Annotated in this window: 14 protein-coding genes and 1 tRNA gene; 7 read left to right on the top strand and 8 right to left on the bottom strand. The window is 43.3% G+C overall.

The genetic code is table 11. The annotated features are described in order from the left end of the window. The first annotated feature begins 105 nt into the window (after positions 1-105). The 4 genes from AC1D0K_RS23540 to AC1D0K_RS23525 all read left to right on the top strand — a co-directional run bounded on the left by AC1D0K_RS23540 (position 106) and on the right by AC1D0K_RS23525 (position 5,836). Positions 106-3,288 (top strand): SusC/RagA family TonB-linked outer membrane protein, encoded by a 3,183-nt coding sequence (locus AC1D0K_RS23540; protein WP_477397951.1) that lies wholly within the window; start codon positions 106-108, stop codon positions 3,286-3,288. 5 nt (positions 3,289-3,293) lie between these two features. Then, positions 3,294-4,733 carry a SusD/RagB family nutrient-binding outer membrane lipoprotein gene (locus AC1D0K_RS23535; RefSeq protein WP_477397953.1) on the top strand — a complete coding sequence of 480 codons (1,440 nt, stop codon included), beginning with the start codon at positions 3,294-3,296 and terminating at the stop codon, positions 4,731-4,733. Positions 4,734-4,784: 51 nt separating this feature from the next. Further along, positions 4,785-4,857: transfer RNA gene (locus tag AC1D0K_RS23530), tRNA-Cys, on the top strand. A 28-nt stretch (positions 4,858-4,885) separates the two neighbouring features. Further along, positions 4,886-5,836, top strand: coding sequence for a PIG-L family deacetylase (locus tag AC1D0K_RS23525; RefSeq protein WP_477397955.1), 951 nt, complete (start codon positions 4,886-4,888; stop codon positions 5,834-5,836). A gap of 14 nt (positions 5,837-5,850) precedes the next feature. Here AC1D0K_RS23525 and AC1D0K_RS23520 read toward each other — a convergent pair whose 3' ends face one another. The 7 genes from AC1D0K_RS23520 to AC1D0K_RS23490 all read right to left on the bottom strand — a co-directional run bounded on the left by AC1D0K_RS23520 (position 5,851) and on the right by AC1D0K_RS23490 (position 13,546). Further along, positions 5,851-7,095, bottom strand: a complete 1,245-nt coding sequence (locus tag AC1D0K_RS23520; RefSeq protein WP_477442686.1) for an efflux RND transporter periplasmic adaptor subunit — start codon at positions 7,093-7,095, stop codon at positions 5,851-5,853. After that, the gene (locus AC1D0K_RS23515) at positions 7,088-8,344 is read right to left on the bottom strand and encodes a heavy metal-binding domain-containing protein (RefSeq protein WP_477399796.1); all 1,257 of its coding nucleotides are present in this window, start codon (positions 8,342-8,344) and stop codon (positions 7,088-7,090) included. Before AC1D0K_RS23515 ends, AC1D0K_RS23520 begins: the two co-directional genes overlap by 8 nt. Next, positions 8,331-9,560, bottom strand: a complete 1,230-nt coding sequence (locus AC1D0K_RS23510; protein WP_477399794.1) for a TolC family protein — start codon at positions 9,558-9,560, stop codon at positions 8,331-8,333. The genes AC1D0K_RS23515 and AC1D0K_RS23510 overlap by 14 nt, the downstream gene beginning before the upstream one ends. 4 nt (positions 9,561-9,564) lie before the next feature. Continuing rightward, positions 9,565-11,457: an efflux RND transporter permease subunit gene (locus tag AC1D0K_RS23505; protein ID WP_477442684.1), complete on the bottom strand. Its 1,893-nt coding sequence runs from the start codon at positions 11,455-11,457 to the stop codon at positions 9,565-9,567. After that, entirely contained in the window at positions 11,454-12,728 is a 1,275-nt protein-coding gene (locus AC1D0K_RS23500; RefSeq protein ID WP_477392236.1) for an efflux RND transporter permease subunit, read from the bottom strand. The genes AC1D0K_RS23505 and AC1D0K_RS23500 overlap by 4 nt, the downstream gene beginning before the upstream one ends. A 48-nt stretch (positions 12,729-12,776) precedes the next feature. Beyond that, entirely contained in the window at positions 12,777-13,022 is a 246-nt protein-coding gene (locus AC1D0K_RS23495; protein WP_477392235.1) for a heavy metal-binding domain-containing protein, read from the bottom strand. 140 nt (positions 13,023-13,162) lie between these two features. Further along, positions 13,163-13,546, bottom strand: coding sequence for an HYC_CC_PP family protein (locus AC1D0K_RS23490; RefSeq protein ID WP_477392234.1), 384 nt, complete (start codon positions 13,544-13,546; stop codon positions 13,163-13,165). Positions 13,547-13,884: 338 nt separating this feature from the next. Between AC1D0K_RS23490 and AC1D0K_RS23485 the strand changes: the two genes are divergently transcribed. Both AC1D0K_RS23485 and AC1D0K_RS23480 read left to right on the top strand, forming a co-directional pair. After that, positions 13,885-14,625 (top strand): SDR family oxidoreductase, encoded by a 741-nt coding sequence (locus AC1D0K_RS23485; RefSeq protein ID WP_477392233.1) that lies wholly within the window; start codon positions 13,885-13,887, stop codon positions 14,623-14,625. 140 nt (positions 14,626-14,765) lie between these two features. After that, a complete protein-coding gene (locus tag AC1D0K_RS23480) occupies positions 14,766-15,518 on the top strand; it encodes an SDR family oxidoreductase (protein WP_477436563.1) in 753 nt (250 codons plus the stop codon). Between the two features lie 155 nt (positions 15,519-15,673). Here AC1D0K_RS23480 and AC1D0K_RS23475 read toward each other — a convergent pair whose 3' ends face one another. Next, positions 15,674-16,135: an Lrp/AsnC family transcriptional regulator gene (locus AC1D0K_RS23475; RefSeq protein WP_295721686.1), complete on the bottom strand. Its 462-nt coding sequence runs from the start codon at positions 16,133-16,135 to the stop codon at positions 15,674-15,676. Between the two features lie 177 nt (positions 16,136-16,312). On the opposite strand from AC1D0K_RS23475, the gene AC1D0K_RS23470 reads away from it, so the two are divergent. Continuing rightward, positions 16,313-17,371, top strand: a complete 1,059-nt coding sequence (locus AC1D0K_RS23470; protein ID WP_477392231.1) for a PLP-dependent cysteine synthase family protein — start codon at positions 16,313-16,315, stop codon at positions 17,369-17,371. Positions 17,372-17,386 lie beyond the last annotated feature (15 nt).

Genomic DNA, 17,386 nt, shown 5'->3' with positions numbered 1-17,386 from the left:
GGTACTATAAAGCATATCAGCGGGTATTTCATGCCAAAAAAGCTGTTAGCCAATGCTTTCATTCAGCTGTATTGATATTCAAAAACTATTCACAATCTATTTATCATGCTTAAAAATTACAAACTGTTACTGGCAATCCTGTTGCCATTTTTTCTCATCCAAACAGTTGCGGCGCAATCTGTTAAAATAAGCGGGGTGGTAACCGCAAAATCCGATGGCCTGCCATTGCCCGGTGTTAATATCTCTGTAAAAGGAACTTCCAATGGTGCTCAAACCAGTGCAGATGGCAAATTCTCCCTCAGCGCCAACGTTAACGATATATTAAAGGTTACTTATATAGGTTTCGCAGCGCAGGAGATCACCGTTAAGCAAGCTGAAAATAATTTGCAGATCATATTACAGGAGGCTGCCAATTCCCTTAACGAAGTGGTAATCACGGCCCTCAATATATCTAAAGATAAAAAATCATTGGGCTATGCTGTTCAGGGGTTAAAGTCGAAGGATATCTCCGAGGCTAAAGAAACCAACCTGGTGAATGCGCTGGCCGGTAAAATTGCCGGGGTGCAGGTAACCAACAGCCAGGGTGATATGGGTTCGTCCCGTATCATCATCCGTGGCGAAACCTCTATCGCGGGTAACAACCAGCCGCTGTTTGTGGTGGATGGTGTTATAGTTGATAACTCCCAGTTTTTGGGTACAAACGGATCAAGGGATTTTGCCAATGCCATCGCCGATCTTAACTCCGAGGATATTGAATCTGTAAGTGTACTTAAAGGCCCCAATGCGGCGGCCCTTTATGGTTACCGTGCAGCGGCCGGTGTTATCCTCATTAAAACTAAAACAGGTAAAGGCGCAAAAGGCTTGGGTATCAATATTAATTCAAATACCAGCTTCTCAAACGTACAGCTTTTGCCAAATTATCAAAATCAGTATGGCCAGGGCTCAAACGGTAAATTTAGCTATGTTGATGGTAAAGGCGCCGGTGTTAATGATGGTGTTGACGAAAGCTGGGGGCCGGCTTTGGATGGTTCGTTGATTCCGCAGTTTAATTCAAACGGCGTTGCTGTGCCTTTTATAGCGCACCCGGATAACGTTAAAAATTTCTTTAAAACAGGAGTAACCCTTAACAATGGTGTAGCATTATCAGGCGGTAGCGATAAAGCGGATTATCGCTTATCCTACAACAACCTGCACCAAACTGGTATTATCCCGAATACATCACAGGGAAGAAATTCATTTTTACTGAATTCTACCTTCAGGCTTAGTCCTAAATTAACGGTAACCACCATTGCCAACTATATTAAAGACGATGCCGATAACCTGCCGGGTGCAGGTGGCAAGCGCGCTACCAGTACCATGCTGCAATTTACCTGGTTTGGTCGCCAGGTTGATATAAGCCAGTTAAAAAACTATAAAGACGCCAATGGAAATACCTTTAACTGGAATAACAGCTACTACAGTAACCCGTACTGGCTGGCTTATGAAAATACGGTTGGGCAACATAAAAACCGTATTATAGGTAGTGTGGAATTGAACTACAAGATCATCGAAGGATTATCTGCCAATTTCCGTACCGGTACCGATTATTATAACGACAGGCGCAAGATCAAAGTAGCTTATGGTACCAATGGTACACCATTTGGCTCTTACGAGGAGGATGCCTATAGTGTGAACGAAAACAATACTGAAGCCCGTTTGCAATACACCAAAAAACTAAATAATGATTTCTCATTAGATGTTTTGGGTGGTGGTAACATTAGCACCATAGTAAACGAGCAAAACGACCAGGTAGCGCCAAAGCTGGCTGTTGCAGGTTTGTATACGCTAAGCAACTCCCGCGATCCGTTGGTATCTTCCAATTTATATGGCAAGCTTAAAACCTATAGCTACTTTGCATCAGCTCAAATAGGGTTCAGAAACTACGCGTTTATTAACCTTACGGGCCGTAATGACTGGTCGTCAACCTTGCCCGCTGCTAACCTATCCTATTTTTACCCATCAGTGAATGGTAGTTTGATATTATCAGAGGCGCTGGATATTAAAAGCGATGTGTTAACCTATGCAAAATTAAGAGGTGGATGGTCAAAAGTGGGTAAGGCTACAACGCCATATCAACTCATCAATACATACGATTTTACCGCTCCTTTAGGTACAAACCCCCAACAAAATGCAAACAGCGTTGATTTAAATCCGAACCTTAAACCGGAAACAACGACATCTGCCGAAGCTGGTTTTGAGCTTGGATTTTTCCAGGACAGGGTTCATTTTGATGTGAGCGTGTATAATACCAATAGTGTAAACCAAATATTAAAAGTCGATGTTAGCCCATCTACAGGGTATAGCCAGAAGCTTATCAATGGTGGTAAAATCAACAATAAAGGTTTAGAAGTTCAGTTGGGCATAACTCCTATAAAATCGAAAGAGTTTACCTGGGATATCAATACCAATTATTCCCTTAACCGCAGCAAAGTGGTTTCGCTTGATGCGGAAGGCCGCTTGCAGAGCTATATACTGGGTACAGACCGTACCGTACAGGTGTTGGCCGCTATTGGACAACCTTACGGCACCTTGTTTGGCAACGCTTATCTGCGCAATGCATCGGGACAAATCATTGTTGGTGCAGATGGTACGCCAACCATCAATCCAACCAAACAATACCTTGGCAAGTTTACCCCAAAATGGCTGGGTAGCATCAATAACAGTTTTACTTACAAGGGAATAAACTTAAGCTTTTTGGTTGATGCCCGCATTGGAGGTTCTATTTATTCAAATACAAACCGCACCGGTACCTATACAGGAGTACTGGCCTCAACATTGCCGGGCCGCGGAGCAGCAAACGGCGGCTTAAGCTATTATTATCCGGGTAATAACACCAAGCTTGCAGCTGTACAGGTGAGCGGTACTGCGCCAGCGGGAGCAACGGTTTATCAGGATGGTGTTATTTTTAAAGGTGTAAAGGCCGATGGTACGCCAAACACAACAATACTGCCTGCACAATCATACTACAAAGGTTTTACCAATGTTGATGAGGCTTTTGTTTATGATGCTTCATACATTAAACTGCGCGAGGTTAAGCTGGGCTATACCTTCCCGTCAAGGTGGGTAAAAAGCGTAGGCCTGCAGGCTGCAACGCTATCAATTGTGGGACGTAACCTTTGGATCATCCATAAAAATGTGCCAAATGTAGATCCCGAAACAGCCTTCAATAATGGCAACGGACAAGGGTTAGAAGATCTTACCCTGCCTACTGTTCGTAACATTGGTTTTAACATCAACCTTAAATTCTAAAAATCATGAAACTTAAATATACATCGTTGCTATTATCAGGTGCGTTTTTGCTATCTGTAACATCGTGCAAAAAAACCTTGGTTGATATTAACCAGAATCCAAATGCCGCCCAGGTTGCACAACCAGACTACCTGCTTACCGCAGCTACCAAAACTACTGCCGATACCTATTGGGGAACAGCCAATAATATGGATGCCAGCCTGCTTTTTGTACAATACTGGTCTAAAATTCAATATACCGACCCAGACAGGTATATATATACCAACAGTGCCTTCCAGGAACTTTGGACGGTAGGTTATTCCAAAAGCATTGTAAACCTTAACCAGATCATCAAGTTGGGAGATGCACAGGCTAATACTAATTATAAGGGGGTAGCACTGGTGCTGCGCTCATGGGTGTTTAGTTTGTTAACAGATGCTTATGGCAATGTTCCTTACAAGCAGTCTGCCAATATCGACCAATACTTAACCCCGGCCTATGACACGCAAAAGGATGTGTACTATGCCTTACTGGATGATTTGAAAGCAGCCCAGACCGCGCTTGACCCGGCAGGTAAGGCTATTTTAGGCGATGTGATCTATGGTAACGATATTGCCAAATGGAAAAAGTTTGCTAATTCACTACGTTTGCGTATTGCGCTGCGCATTGCAGATCGTGATGCAGCAAAGGCCAAACAGGTATTGGATGATATTAAGGCTGAGGGCGGGGCATATATCAGCTCGAACTCAGATATAGCCCAGTTTGTTTATTACAACTCGCCTAATCAAAACCCGATAAGCAACCTGTTTGATACCAGGGACGATTACCGCATCAGTAAAACTATTGTTGATAAGCTATTTGCGCTGAACGATCCGCGCCTGCCTATCTACGCCAGTAAAACCAAAGATGCTACACCGCAAACTTATGTTGGCTTACCAAACGGTTTGCTGGTTGGCGATGCCAGTAGCCTTGGCTTTACCAAAACATCAAAACCAGGTACTTATTTTTTAGCACCAAACGCGCCGGCTGTGATCATCAGCTACGCCGAGGTTTTGTTTGACCGGGCCGAGGCTGCCGCACGTGGGTTCACTACAGAAAACGCAGCCGATCTGTATAAGCAGGCGGTTACAGCATCCTTAAATCAATATAATATTGGAGGCACCGCCGCAGATAATTATGTGGCACAACCTGCTGTGCAATATGATGCAAGCAACTACAAAAAATCAATTGGCGAGCAAAAATGGATAGCCTTGTTTGGGCAGGGTCTGGAAGCCTTTGCCGAATGGCGCAGGCTTGATTATCCGCAGCTGCAACCCGCAGTTGCCGGTACTCTGAATGGTAAAATACCGGTAAGGTTTATTTATCCCGGTACTGAGCAGTCACTTAATGGGGCAAGCTATAAAGCGGCCGTGGCTAACCAGGGCTCGGATGTGCTGACTACCAAATTATGGTTTGACGTGAATTAATCTTTTGTAAGCGGTCATACTTATTTTAAGTATGGCCGCTTATTGTTAAAAGGCGGAGTGGCCGAGTGGTTTAGGCGAGGGTCTGCAAAACCTTTTACGGTGGTTCGAATCCACCCTCACGCCTCATTGTTAAAATACTAAAAATATAACATTTGAAAAAGCTGGCTGTACTGTTATTAATCATAACATTTTATTTTACCGGTGATGGGCTGCAGGAAACGATGGCACAAATTACAACCCATGGCCCGCGTGTGTTAGTGGTAATGGCTCATCCTGATGATGAAAGCACATTTTCTGTTACGCTATATAAAATTGCTAAGGAACAGCATGGCATTGTTGATCTGTTTGTGATCACCAACGGTGAGGCTGGGTACAAATATTCGACACTGGCCGAAAACTACTATGGCCTTGAACTTACAGACGAAAAAACAGCAAGGGCAAATTTACCCGCTATCCGCAAAAAGGAATTGGTTAACGCGGGCCATATTTTAGGTGTGAATGGGTATTATTTTATAGATCAGAAAGATGCTCATTACACGTTAAATGAAAAGGAGCCGCTGGATACCAGTTGGAATGTTCCTGTGATAAAAAGGCGGCTAAATCAAATTCTGACAAGTAACCAATACGATTTCGTATTTACTTTATTGCCAGAAAACACGACTCATGGGCAGCACAAGGCGGCAACACTTTTAGCGCTGAATGCCATAGCTGCTTTACCTGTTGATAACAGGCCCATTATTTTAGGGGCCGTTACCCTGAACAAAACAGATTCAGTAACCCGGTTTTCCAAATATGCCCAATACCCGTTAACCCGTACTTTAACCGATACAGCCCTGTTCAGAATTGACCGTAGTGCTTCATTCAGCTATAAAAACAGGGTAAACTATAAAGTTATAGCCAACTGGGAAATAGCCGAACATAAATCACAAGGCCTTACCCAGATGACCATGAATGATGGCGACCTGGAGGAGTTTTGGTATTTCTCCATTAACGGCACTCCTGGAATTAACACCTGCAAAGCACTATTTAACAGGCTTAGTTATACACCTTATGCACCCAAAACTTACCTGGATGCGCAGCCTGTATATTCTAAATCAAAATAAATTAACTATCGGGCTTACATTTTCATGCCCTTATCTGTATCTCCATTTTTAAAAATGGCTTCACTGTTTAGTAAATACACACCGTTGGTAACTATCACGTCACCGGCATTTAACCCGGCAATAACAGGGACGTAAGTTTGGTTTCCCGGGCCTGGTTTAATACTTCTTGACGAAAAACTTCCATCTTTATCTTTAACCCATACCTTGCTGCCCCGGCCATCAGTTAAAATGGCGGATGTGGGTACAGCCAACGCGCGTTTGCTACCATTGTCAATAGATATATAGGCCAGCATCCCCGGCCTGATAAGCCCCTGCGTATTGGCTACACTAATTCTCACCAAATCAACTTTAGAGGCATCTGATAATTCAGGATTGATAAACTCAACTTTGCCGTTAATCACCTGTCCGCCCAGGTCGGGGAATGATACTTTAACACGGTCGGCCACTTTGTAATTTCCGGCTTCACCAGCATATAGCTGCGCTTCGATCCATAAACTGTTTAAGGCTTGTGTTTTTAAAATTGTCATTCCTTCCGTTACATAGTCGCCCTCATGTACAGCTATGTCACTAACCGTCCCTTCAGCTTTGCTTAATATGGTTGTTGTGGCCGATGCTTTTCCGGTGGCTGCCAGGCTCCTGATCTGTGCTGGTGATAATCCCCATAGCTGCAGTTTGCTTTCCGCGGCGGCAATCAATTGCTTATAGTCAACATCCGGGTTATGCAAAACCTTTTGCTGTTGCCGGGCCAGCAGGTATTCCTTCTCTGCCTCCTGCAAATCTTCGCTGTAAATAGCGTAAACCGGCTGACCGACAGCTATTTTTTCGCCAACGGTTCTGATATATAATTGTTGTATCCGGCCGGTTATCCTTGCACTCAGTTCTTCGGCTTTATTTTCATCAATAGTTACAGTTCCGGTGATTGTTTTTTCAGTACCGGTATTTTCCTCCCTTACGGTATCTGTTACGATACCGGCCAGCTGAATTTGCGTTGCAGTCAGCGTTATTTTATCGGGGGCAGTGCCGCCAGTACCGGTAAGCTCCACTTTGATGAGTTTCATGCCACAAATAGGGCAATTACCCGGATGCTCTTCATGTACCTGCGGATGCATAGAGCAGGTATAATAAGCTTTGTTTGATGCTTTAGCTATTGGCTGTTTGGGCTTTTGCTGGCATGCGGTAAACAGCGCAGCAATCAGCATTACAAAGAATAGGATCCCGGCTGATTTTAACGCAGCAGGGTGTTTTTTTATATTATTCATTGCCTTGTGTTTTGATAAAGCTTTCGCTATCTGTTAAATATTGGGCATTTGATGCCAGGCTGTCTGTTAAGGATAAGCCTTTTATAATTTGTATATCATTGTTGTTTGTGGCACCCGTAAAAACCTGGTGAGCATGGTAGGAAGCACCTTTTTTTAGCCAGACAACTTTTGTGAATCCTAAATCAACCAATGCCGATTTTGGTATCCATAATCCGCTGGCTGTGCCGGTTTGTATGGTGGCTTTAACCACGTTATTTACTTTTAATGCATGGTCCATGTTGTTTATGTATACACGGATGCTGGTGCTTTTATCGGCTTCGCGTAAAACGGGTTCAATAAAATTGACCTTCCCATTTATTGTTTTGCCCGGTAAATCCGGTAAATTAATTTTTACCTGTTGGTTTAACTTTAAGCCAGAAACGGTCGAGGGGGCAATCTTAATAATTGCCCATAGTTGGTGAGGATTAACCACATTAAATAACGTTTGCCCTTTTTGAACATACATGCCTTCCCTGATAGATAGCGGAACATTAGCCGCAAAGTTTTGTGATGACTGTTCGTTTATAGTACCGCCCATTTGACTGTGCTGCACATCATGAACATGACCTTCGTAAGCGCTATAGACGGGCAAGCTGTAAAATGATTTACCTGTTTTGATAACCTGGTTTATTTGCGCTGATGTTAAACCAAGCAGCGATAATTTTTGCCGGGCGGCATTAATCAGCCCCGTTTCCTGCGGCGAATTTTTGCTGAGATAGATGAGATCCTGCTGAGCGGTCACTATATCGGGGCTGTAAATATCAAAAATGTGCTGGCCGCTATGTATTGCCTGGAAAGCATATTTGATGTATAGTTTTTCTATCCGTCCAGAAAATCGCGCTGAAATATTATTGAATGTGCGGCTGTCAAAATCCAGGTATCCATCGCCATGTATTTCTGTAGCTGTTTCAATTTGCTTTGGTGTAATTGCCTCCACCGATGAAATAACATTACTATTAACCGGCTGCAAAACCGTGTTAAGGCTAATGCCCGCACCCTCACTGGCCTGTCCGGATTTTTTTACCAGCGCCATGCCACAAATTGGGCAGCTACCGGGATGATCTTCCATGATCTGCGGGTGCATAGGGCAGGTATATTTTACAACGCTTTGTGCCCGTGCTGTAACCGGCGGCTTTTTTTTATCAGAACAAGCACTAAGCAATAGGGTGCTTAACAGCAGGCTTGTGCATATTATCTTAATACTTTTCATATTCCCTTTCATAAGCTACCTGTAATTGTAATACTTCCTGTAAGCGGTCCAATGCCTCCATCCTGGCCGTTTGTAAACCTTTAATGCTATCCAACACCGTGGGGAGGTCGCCGGTATTTTGTTCATAAGCCAGTAAGGATGTTTTATAGGTGTTTTGCAACGCCGGGATGATGTTTTGCTGATAATTCTTCAACTGCCTTTTTTTACTGCCCATATCTGTTTTTAAACCAATAAGCTGCCCTTCGGCCTGGTTGAGTATAGCTGATTTTTTTCGTTGCAATCCCTCCACTTCATAACGGATACCTTTTAAGTTGGCCTTGTATTCTTTAGATGCCCAGGGAACGATGGGTATGGTAATGGATCCCATTAAAATATATTGATTGGCATACCCTCCATAACTCAGCATGTGCGCGGCCTGGATCCCAAAATCGGGTTTGCGTTTGCTGTATTCCATTTTGGCGTTCAATTGCTGTAATTCAATATTCTGGCTTATTCCTTTAATATCGCTGCGGTTTGTTGCCAGGGCCGCGGTATCGGTAATGGCCGATTCATAATCTTTCCAAACGGTATTTGTATCCACCGTAAATACAGTTTGCTGGTCCCTGTTCATGAGGGTGTTCAGCATAATATTTCTTTGGCTTATATCATTATTCAATTGTTCGCGGGTATTGTTCAGCGCATAAAGCTCTGCTTTGGCTTTGTAAATATTGCTCAGCTTTTCTTTACCATAAGTTAGCCGGATGTTGGCATCCTTAAGCATATACTCCAATAAGTTTTGTGTATTCTGTAATAAAGCAAGCTTCTTTTCCAGCACCACCCGTTCATAGTAATATTGTTTTGCCTGGGCAATGAGTTGGTTTTTTAGGTAGTTCTTGTCTTCCGCGGTTACTTTCGACATTCCTTTCATATAGGCCTCCTTAGCGCGCAGCTTGGCCGGGTTAGTGAAAGTTTGTTCTGCTTGGATCATAAAAGAACCCACATTGGGGTTAACCTGGTAAGGCGTTTGATACTGGCCTGCGCTTATCTTTGGCGCATCAAGGCTTTTTGCTCCTGTTGCATAAGCATCCTGCGAGTTGATCCTGGCATCATAAGCCTGCAGGGCCGGGTTAGCAGCAATTCGTGCTACAACACTGTCTAACGGTAATCGTTGTGCTTTTGCTGTTATGCCGGTAAGGCAGATCAATAGGGTATATATAATTTGATATTTCGTTTTCATGATATTATTCCTTTACCTCCAATACTTCCAGTTTGCCATGTTTTTTTAGTTCGTACTCCTTTACCATCAAAAATATAAGCGGGGTAACCAGTAAAATATGCGTGGAAGAAGTTAATACACCCCCAATCATTGGCAGTACAATAGGCAGCATCACATCGCTGCCGGTGCCGGTTGCCCAAAGTACAGGTACCAAACCAAACAGGGCTACGCAAACGGTCATGAGCTTGGGTCTTAACCGTTTTACCGCGCCATTCATTACATAAACGCGCAGGTCTTCGCGGGTGATGGTTTCGCTGGAATTACCCTTTAAGGCAACCAGCTGCTGCATGGCATCATTGAGATAAATGACCATGACGATACCCGTTTCTACAGCGATACCGAACAGGGCAATAAAGCCTACCGCTACAGCGACTGATAAATGCACCCCAAAAAAATAAACCATATAGGCCCCGCCGATGAGTGCAAACGGAATACTGATGAGGCTAAAAAATGCTTCCCGAATAGAATGAAATGCAAAGTACAGGCAGGCAAATATGATGACAAGCACAATGGGTAAAATCAGCTTGAGGGTATGCTCCGCACGGATCAGGTTTTCGTACTGGCCACTCCATTCAATAAAATAACCTTTGGGTAGCGATTTAACCATCGTGTTTAACCTATTTTGGGCCTCCTGTACGGTGCTGCCCAAATCCCGTTCACGAACATTAAACAATACCGTGCCGCGCAACAAAGCATTTTCCGACTGGATCATGGCGGGGCCATCACTAATCCTGATATCGGCAACAGATGATAAGGGAACAGGACCGTAGGAGGGTGTTTGAACCAGGATACGCCTGATCTCATCCAGGTTAATGCGGTAATCCTGTGCCAGGCGCAGGTTTACGCTGAAACGTCTTCGCCCTTCAATGGTTGGTGTAAGGTTCATACCGCCGAGGGCGCTTTCTACAACCTGGTTCACATCATCTACACTTAGTCCATAGCGGCCAATGGCATCTTTATTCACCTGTATATCCAGGTACTTGCCGCCGGTAATGGGGTCAACATATAAATCTTTTACGCCGTTAATACCCTGCAAAGCCTGTTTCATTTGGTTGGATAAGGCATAAATAGTATCCAGGTTTTGTCCATATACTTTCAACCCAACATCAGTACGGATCCCTGTAGAAAGCATATTGATGCGGTTAATGATGGGCTGTGTCCATCCGTTTACAACACCGGGGATCTGCAGTTTGGCGTTTAGCTCATTAATAATATCTTCCTTTTTAATTCCCTTGCGCCATTCGCTGGCAGGTTTTAGCAGGATGATGGTTTCCACCATACTAATGGGCGAATTATCAGTAGCTGTATTGGCACGCCCGGCTTTGCCCAGTACATTTTTAACTTCGGGGATACTTTTAATGATCCTGTCTTGTACCTGTAAAAGCTGCTTAGCTTCCGAGTTGGAAATATCCGGCAAGGTAACCGGCATAAACAGGATGGTACCTTCATCAAGCGGCGGCATAAATTCGCTGCCCAAACTCAATAACAGCGGTATGCTGATGAGTAATGCGATGATGTTAATGCCTATGGTTGTTTTGCGCCAGGTAACGCACCAGTTTAACAGGGGCCGGTAAAGCTTTTCCAGTCCGCGGTTTAGTGGGTTATGTTCGTCTGTTTTTAATTTTCCTTTCAGGAAAAAGGAGATTAGCACCGGGGCCAGTGTTACGGCAAGTATAGCGTCAATAGCCAGGATAAAAGTCTTTGTCCAGGCCAGTGGGCCAAACAGTTTACCTTCCTGGCCTTCCAGCAAAAATACAGGGAGGAAAGAGGCGACGATGATCAGCGTAGAAAAAAATACGCCACGGCCAACCTGTTTGCAGGATGCTTCTATAATTTTAATTCGTTCTGCTGTGGTCATGATCTTTCTTTTTCTTGTGCGATGGATAAATTCCGGTGCGAGTTTTCAACCATTACAATGCCGTTATCTACTATCACTCCAATAGCTAAAGCGATGCCCGTTAATGACATGATATTGGAGCTGATGCCAAAAGCGTTAAGCAGGATAAAACTGGCAGCTATGGTGATAGGAATTTGAATAATGATACTCAGAGCGCTCCGCCAGCTGAACAGGAACAGGATAACGATAATTGATACCGTGATCATTTCCTCAATCAGCGTATGTTTTACCGAGCCAATGGCATTCTCAATCAGCTCACTTCGGTCATAAGCGATCTTGAATTTTACTCCCGAAGGCAGGCCCCGCTGAATATCGTTCATCTTGTTTTTGACGGCATGGATTACCTTATCGGCATTTTCGCCGTAGCGCATCACTACTATGCCGCCAACAGCTTCGCCTTGTCCGTTTTGGTCAAATATGCCCAGTCGTTCGTCACCACCCATTTGCACGGTGGCAACATCTTTTACCTTCACCGATACAGATTTGATGGTTGCAATGGAGATATTTTCAACGTCGGGCAAACTCTTAATATAACCCAGGCCACGAACAATGTAGGCGGTGCCGTTCATTTCAAACTTACGGCCGCCAACATCATTGTTATTGCTTTTTACTGCCTTGAGTACCTGCGATAAAGGGATATTGTAATAGTTGAGTTTATGTGGATCGATATTGATCTGGTATTGCTTTTGAAAGCCGCCGAATGAAGCTACTTCGCTAACCCCTGATACGGTTTGCAGCCCAAGTTTTATGTACCAGTCCTGTAATGCCCGCTGTTCGCCAAGGTCGATACCTTTGGCATCCAGCGTGTACCACAAAATATGGCCAACGCCGGTTCCATCGGGCCCTAATGTTGGTGTAATACCTTCGGGGAGTAAACGCTGGGCATAGTTCAAACGCTCCAGTACCCGGCTTCGCGCCCAATACACATCGGCTTTATCTTCAAAAACAATATAAACAAAGCTCATCCCAAACATGGATGTAGCACGGATGGCCTTTACTTTAGGAATGCCCTGTAAATTGCTCACCAGCGGATAGGTTACCTGGTCTTCCATAATCTGCGGACTGCGGCCCTGCCACTCGGTAAATACGATCACCTGGTTATCTGACAGGTCGGGGATGGCATCAATAGGGTTCTCGCTAACGGCATAAGCACCCCATGCAAAAAGAATGGTCGCGATGAGCAGAACGATATACCTGTTTTTTAAGGACAGAGTAATAAGTTGATTAATCATCTTAATGGTTTTGATAATCCCGGTGTATGAGCACCGGGATTAAATGAATTACATTTTCATTGATGTAGCTTTCTTTTTAGCAGGCTCCTTTTTTACCAGGGCCATACCGCATTTAGGGCATTTTCCTGGTTTATCGCTCAATACTTCGGGGTGCATGGTGCAGGTGTATTGTACTTTAACAGGTTTAACCTTTTTGGTTTTAGTGGTGTCTGAAACCGCGGTAGTTGAGTGAGATGCAAAAACGCTTGCTGCTGAAAACAAGATTGCAATGGCCATCAGGGTTACTTTTTTCATGAAAATAAAAATTAAAAAAATGGAGAAATGGCATAAGACTATAGCAAGTCCTATACGTTGATTATAAATTAAGATGATTGATTTTAATTTAAAGCGTAGCCGGTTTACAGGTAGTAAAGGCTAAATAGAAAAGGTACAGGTCAAATCCTGTAGGTACAGTTGCGGGTATAGATAGGTATATCGGGGCTTGCCGGGGGGGCGTTGCTTTGATAACCAATACTGGCATCGTAATCTTTAATAATAACTGTTGAATTCCAGGTATTGAAAGAGGGCAGAATTACCGGTGATAACGTACCCAAAACAAAAGAATCGGCACTTACATGGGTATCCTTGATCTTAAAACTTTGTTTTTCGTTTTTGCAGCAGTCATTGTTGTTTTTAGCCGCTTTGCCCGTATTATCGGTTGACCCGTAGATTAAGGTGACTGAGGCCAGTTTACCGCAGCAATAAAAACGGTTTACCCCAATACCCACACAGGATAAAAGGTAAACGACTGTTAATATAATGAGTGCGCTGCGTTTCACAATTCGAAGATACTTAATAATTTAAATTTTATACAAATCAGGTTATATAATGCCGCGATTTTACTTTTTGCAGACGGGCATCCGCAGCCACAATAATGTTGTTAAATCATTGCCGTTGACTTTAGACAACGGATAATAAGTGAAAGACAAGGGGCTTAGCCAAACTACCGCTTGAATAATTGGGCTGAAGCCCGCAATGAATAATCTTTGTTTTAAACAGCATCTTAGATATTTACATGTAATGCTTTAATATGTGTATCATTTGAGGGTAGTTCAAACCTCACCTTTGTTATGTCAAAACAAACAAGACAAAAACAAACAACATAACAAAGGAAATCATGAAAACGCTATCAGAAAAAGTAATCTTAGTAACCGGCGCCTCTAAAGGTATCGGAGCAGCAGTAGCTCATCAACTGGCTAATGCCGGCGCCAAAGTAATCATCAACTATGCAAGCGGTAAAGAAGCCGCCGATGAAACCGTTAACCTCATTAAACAAAACGGCGGTGATGCCATCGCTATACAGGCTGATGTAAGTAAATCAGCCGAAGTAGCGGCTATGTTTGATGCAGCCATCGCTCACTATGGTAAAATTGATGTGTTGGTAAACAACGCCGGTATTATGATCACCAAACTGCTAAAAGATACTACCGACGACGATTTTACCCGCCAGTTTGATATTAACGTACGCGGTACATTCAACACCATGCGGGAAGCCGCCACAAAACTGGCCGATAAGGGTAGTATCATTAACTTCTCTACCTCTGTTAACCGCATCATGCTGCCCACTTACAGTACTTACGTGGCTACCAAAGCAGCGGTTGAGCAATTAACCCGGGTATTTAGCAAAGAAGTTGGTGCAAGGGGTATCAATGTAAATTCTGTTTCTCCTGGTCCTACCAATACAGAACTGTTCACCAAAGGCAAACCACAGGAAGTAATTGACCGCCTGGCATCACTATCTGCCTTCAACCGCATCGGCGAGCCTGAAGATATCGCCCGGGTTGTTGTATTCCTGGCTGGCGATGACGCCAAATGGATCAGCGCACAAAATATTGGTGTAAACGGTGGAATGGCTTAGCCCCCTAACCCCCTAAAGGGGGAATAAAAGAGTCAAGAAGTTAGAATCAAGAATTAAGACAGTAAAAAACATTGATTCCATTTCAAATCAATCGGTGAAATCAATAATCAGTGTAATCACAATTTTTAAAAAGTAAAGTCATGAACTCATTAAATAATAAAGTAGCATTAATAACAGGATCAGCACGCGGTTTAGGTAAGGCAATAGCAGAACGCTACGCCGCATTAGGCGCGGATATCGTGATCAATTATTCACGCGATAAGGCATCAGCAGATGAAGTAGTAAGCAACATCGAGGCTATGGGCGTGAGGGTAATAGCCGTACAAGCCGATGTAAGTAAAGTTGCCGATATTGAACGCTTATTTGCGGAGGCAAAAAAAGCATTTGGCAAAATAGATATCGTAGTGGCCAATGCTGGCATCGAGCTGGTAGAAACTCCTGTAGTTGATTTTACCGAGGAACAGTTTGATCGTGTTTTCGGGATCAACACCAAAGGCACTTACTTCACCATGCAGCAGGCTGCAAAAAATGTGGAAAACAATGGCCGTATCATTTACATCGCATCCAGCACCACATCATTCCCTGTACCCGGAATGGCAGTGTACGGCGGCAGCAAAACCACTCCGCGTTACCTGGTTGATATCCTTTCTAAAGAGATAGGTCATAAAGGCATAACTGTAAACTCTATTATCCCCTTTGCGGTTGATCATTCGGGCATTTTTGCTGAGGCAGGCAGCTATCCCGAATTAAGGAAACAATTATTAGACAGCTGCCCGATGGGCAGACTGGCCGAAGTGGAAGACGTGGCCAATGCCGCCGAATTTTTTGCCAGCGACCTATCGTCATTTGTAAACGGTCAACACTTACTGATCAATGGCGGCGCCACTAATTAATCAATAATTTAAATTTGGGCAACTGACAGGTTTGGTGCTAAGTATTCAGCTGAAATAGAAGTAAAATAGATTGCTGAATAAATTAAAAAAGAAGGTGCTCCAGGTAAAATGGAAGCACCTTTCTTTTTTTTCTAGTAACATCAGGTTGGTAAAGCCTACAATGGATAAGCCGTGTCGCTTTTGGTTTCTGATAAAACAAAAAAGCTTTGTACGGTGGTGATATTGGGAAGGGTTGCCAGTTTATTTCTGTAAAAATGGTGGTAGGCCTCCATATCACTTGTAGCAATGCGCAGGATAAAATCAAATGCGCCGGTCATCTGAAAGCATTCCATTACTTCAGGAAACTTGGCTACTTCCAGTTCAAAATTATTTAAGGTATTGGCCGTATGGTCATTTAAAAGCACATGGCTAAAAGCGATCAGGTTTCTGTTGATCTTCTTTCGGTCGAGTATAGCTACAACCCTTTTTATATAGCCCTGTTCTTTTAACCTTCTGATTCTTTCATGAATGGTAGCGATAGATTTATGAAGCTTATAAGAAATTTCCTTATTGGTTAATGAGGCATTTTGCTGTAAAAGCTTTAAAATTTCCAGGTCGGTTAGGTCTAAATCTGTCATTAATAAAAAGATTAAAAAAACAAGCATTGAAAAAACACACAATGATAAGAACTAATGTTCTGCGAAACTGAAAAATAACACTATAAAATATGATTAAAGCATAAAATTTATGGATTTTATGGAAACCATTGTTCTTATTATAGGATATAGGGACATTTATACCATAAATTTTAAGGTATGGTAGGGGCAGCAGTATTGGATTTAGATATAGAACTGGAAAAAAGGTTTCAAAACTTATGGCACCTGGTAGGTAACACGCCAATGTTAAAGTTACAGTACACCTATAATGGCAGCGCTGGAGAAATTTATGTAAAATGTGAGCATTATAACCTTACAGGCAGTGTAAAGGATAGAATGGCGCTCTACATTTTACACCAGGCTTATAAAAACGGCAATATAAACCCCTGCGATACCATTATTGAGGCCACCAGCGGTAATACAGGTATTGCCTTTGCCGCGATTGGAAAAGCGTTGGGGCATGAAGTAAAGATCATTATGCCCAACTGGTTAAGCAAAGAGCGGATAGATATTATCAGGAGCATGGGGGCCGAAGTGTTATTGATCAGTAAAGAGCAAGGCGGCTTTTTGGGCAGTATAAAACTTAGTGAAGAGCTTGCAGCACAGGGAGGTGTATTTTTACCACAGCAGTTTGAAAACAACCACAACGCCGAGGCTCATGAAATGACCACCGGGCCAGAAATATGGAGGCAATTGGCTAATATCGGTCTTAAACCTGATGCATTTGTGGCGGGCGTAGGTACCGGCGGTACCGTAATGGGAACAGGCAAATATCTGAAAGCCATGAATCCGCAAATTAAGATTCACCCTTTGGAGCCGGCCGAGTCACCTACATTAACAACAGGTTATAAGGTTGGCAGCCACCGTATCCAGGGAATTTCTGACGAGTTTATACCGGCTATTGTAAAGCTTGATCAAATGGATCAGGTTGTTCAGGCAAATGATGGCGATGCTATTATTATGGCACAAAAGCTATCCAGGCAATTGGGACTGGCCGTTGGTATTTCATCGGGCGCCAACGTGATAGGAGCCATTAAGTTGAAAGAACAATTAGGAAAGGATGCCGTGGTGGTTACCCTGCTATGCGATAGCAATAAAAAATACCTGAGCACAGACCTGGTAAAAGAAGAAATTATTAAAGAAGGCTATCTATCTACCAATACCGATTTTACCGGTTATCAGCCTATCTCCCGCTTAAACGAATTTATTATTCCATAAAAACAATCAAAAACC

This window comes from Mucilaginibacter sp. P1_A3, from assembly GCF_056406855.1.
Note: the sequence above shows the minus strand (reverse complement) of the source record. Positions and strands in the feature narration are given on the sequence as shown.

What these genes read in the sequence shown, in the direction of transcription:
- AC1D0K_RS23540 (WP_477397951.1), top strand. Translation starts at nt 106, where the DNA reads ATGCTTAAAAATTACAAACTGTTACTGGCAATCCTGTTGCCATTTTTT.
- AC1D0K_RS23535 (WP_477397953.1), top strand. Translation starts at nt 3,294, where the DNA reads ATGAAACTTAAATATACATCGTTGCTATTATCAGGTGCGTTTTTGCTA.
- AC1D0K_RS23520 (WP_477442686.1), bottom strand. Translation starts at nt 7,095, where the DNA reads ATGAATAATATAAAAAAACACCCTGCTGCGTTAAAATCAGCCGGGATC.
- AC1D0K_RS23515 (WP_477399796.1), bottom strand. Translation starts at nt 8,344, where the DNA reads ATGAAAAGTATTAAGATAATATGCACAAGCCTGCTGTTAAGCACCCTA.
- AC1D0K_RS23510 (WP_477399794.1), bottom strand. Translation starts at nt 9,560, where the DNA reads ATGAAAACGAAATATCAAATTATATATACCCTATTGATCTGCCTTACC.
- AC1D0K_RS23505 (WP_477442684.1), bottom strand. Translation starts at nt 11,457, where the DNA reads ATGACCACAGCAGAACGAATTAAAATTATAGAAGCATCCTGCAAACAG.
- AC1D0K_RS23500 (WP_477392236.1), bottom strand. Translation starts at nt 12,728, where the DNA reads ATGATTAATCAACTTATTACTCTGTCCTTAAAAAACAGGTATATCGTT.
- AC1D0K_RS23495 (WP_477392235.1), bottom strand. Translation starts at nt 13,022, where the DNA reads ATGAAAAAAGTAACCCTGATGGCCATTGCAATCTTGTTTTCAGCAGCA.
- AC1D0K_RS23485 (WP_477392233.1), top strand. Translation starts at nt 13,885, where the DNA reads ATGAAAACGCTATCAGAAAAAGTAATCTTAGTAACCGGCGCCTCTAAA.
- AC1D0K_RS23480 (WP_477436563.1), top strand. Translation starts at nt 14,766, where the DNA reads ATGAACTCATTAAATAATAAAGTAGCATTAATAACAGGATCAGCACGC.
- AC1D0K_RS23475 (WP_295721686.1), bottom strand. Translation starts at nt 16,135, where the DNA reads ATGACAGATTTAGACCTAACCGACCTGGAAATTTTAAAGCTTTTACAG.
- AC1D0K_RS23470 (WP_477392231.1), top strand. Translation starts at nt 16,313, where the DNA reads ATGGTAGGGGCAGCAGTATTGGATTTAGATATAGAACTGGAAAAAAGG.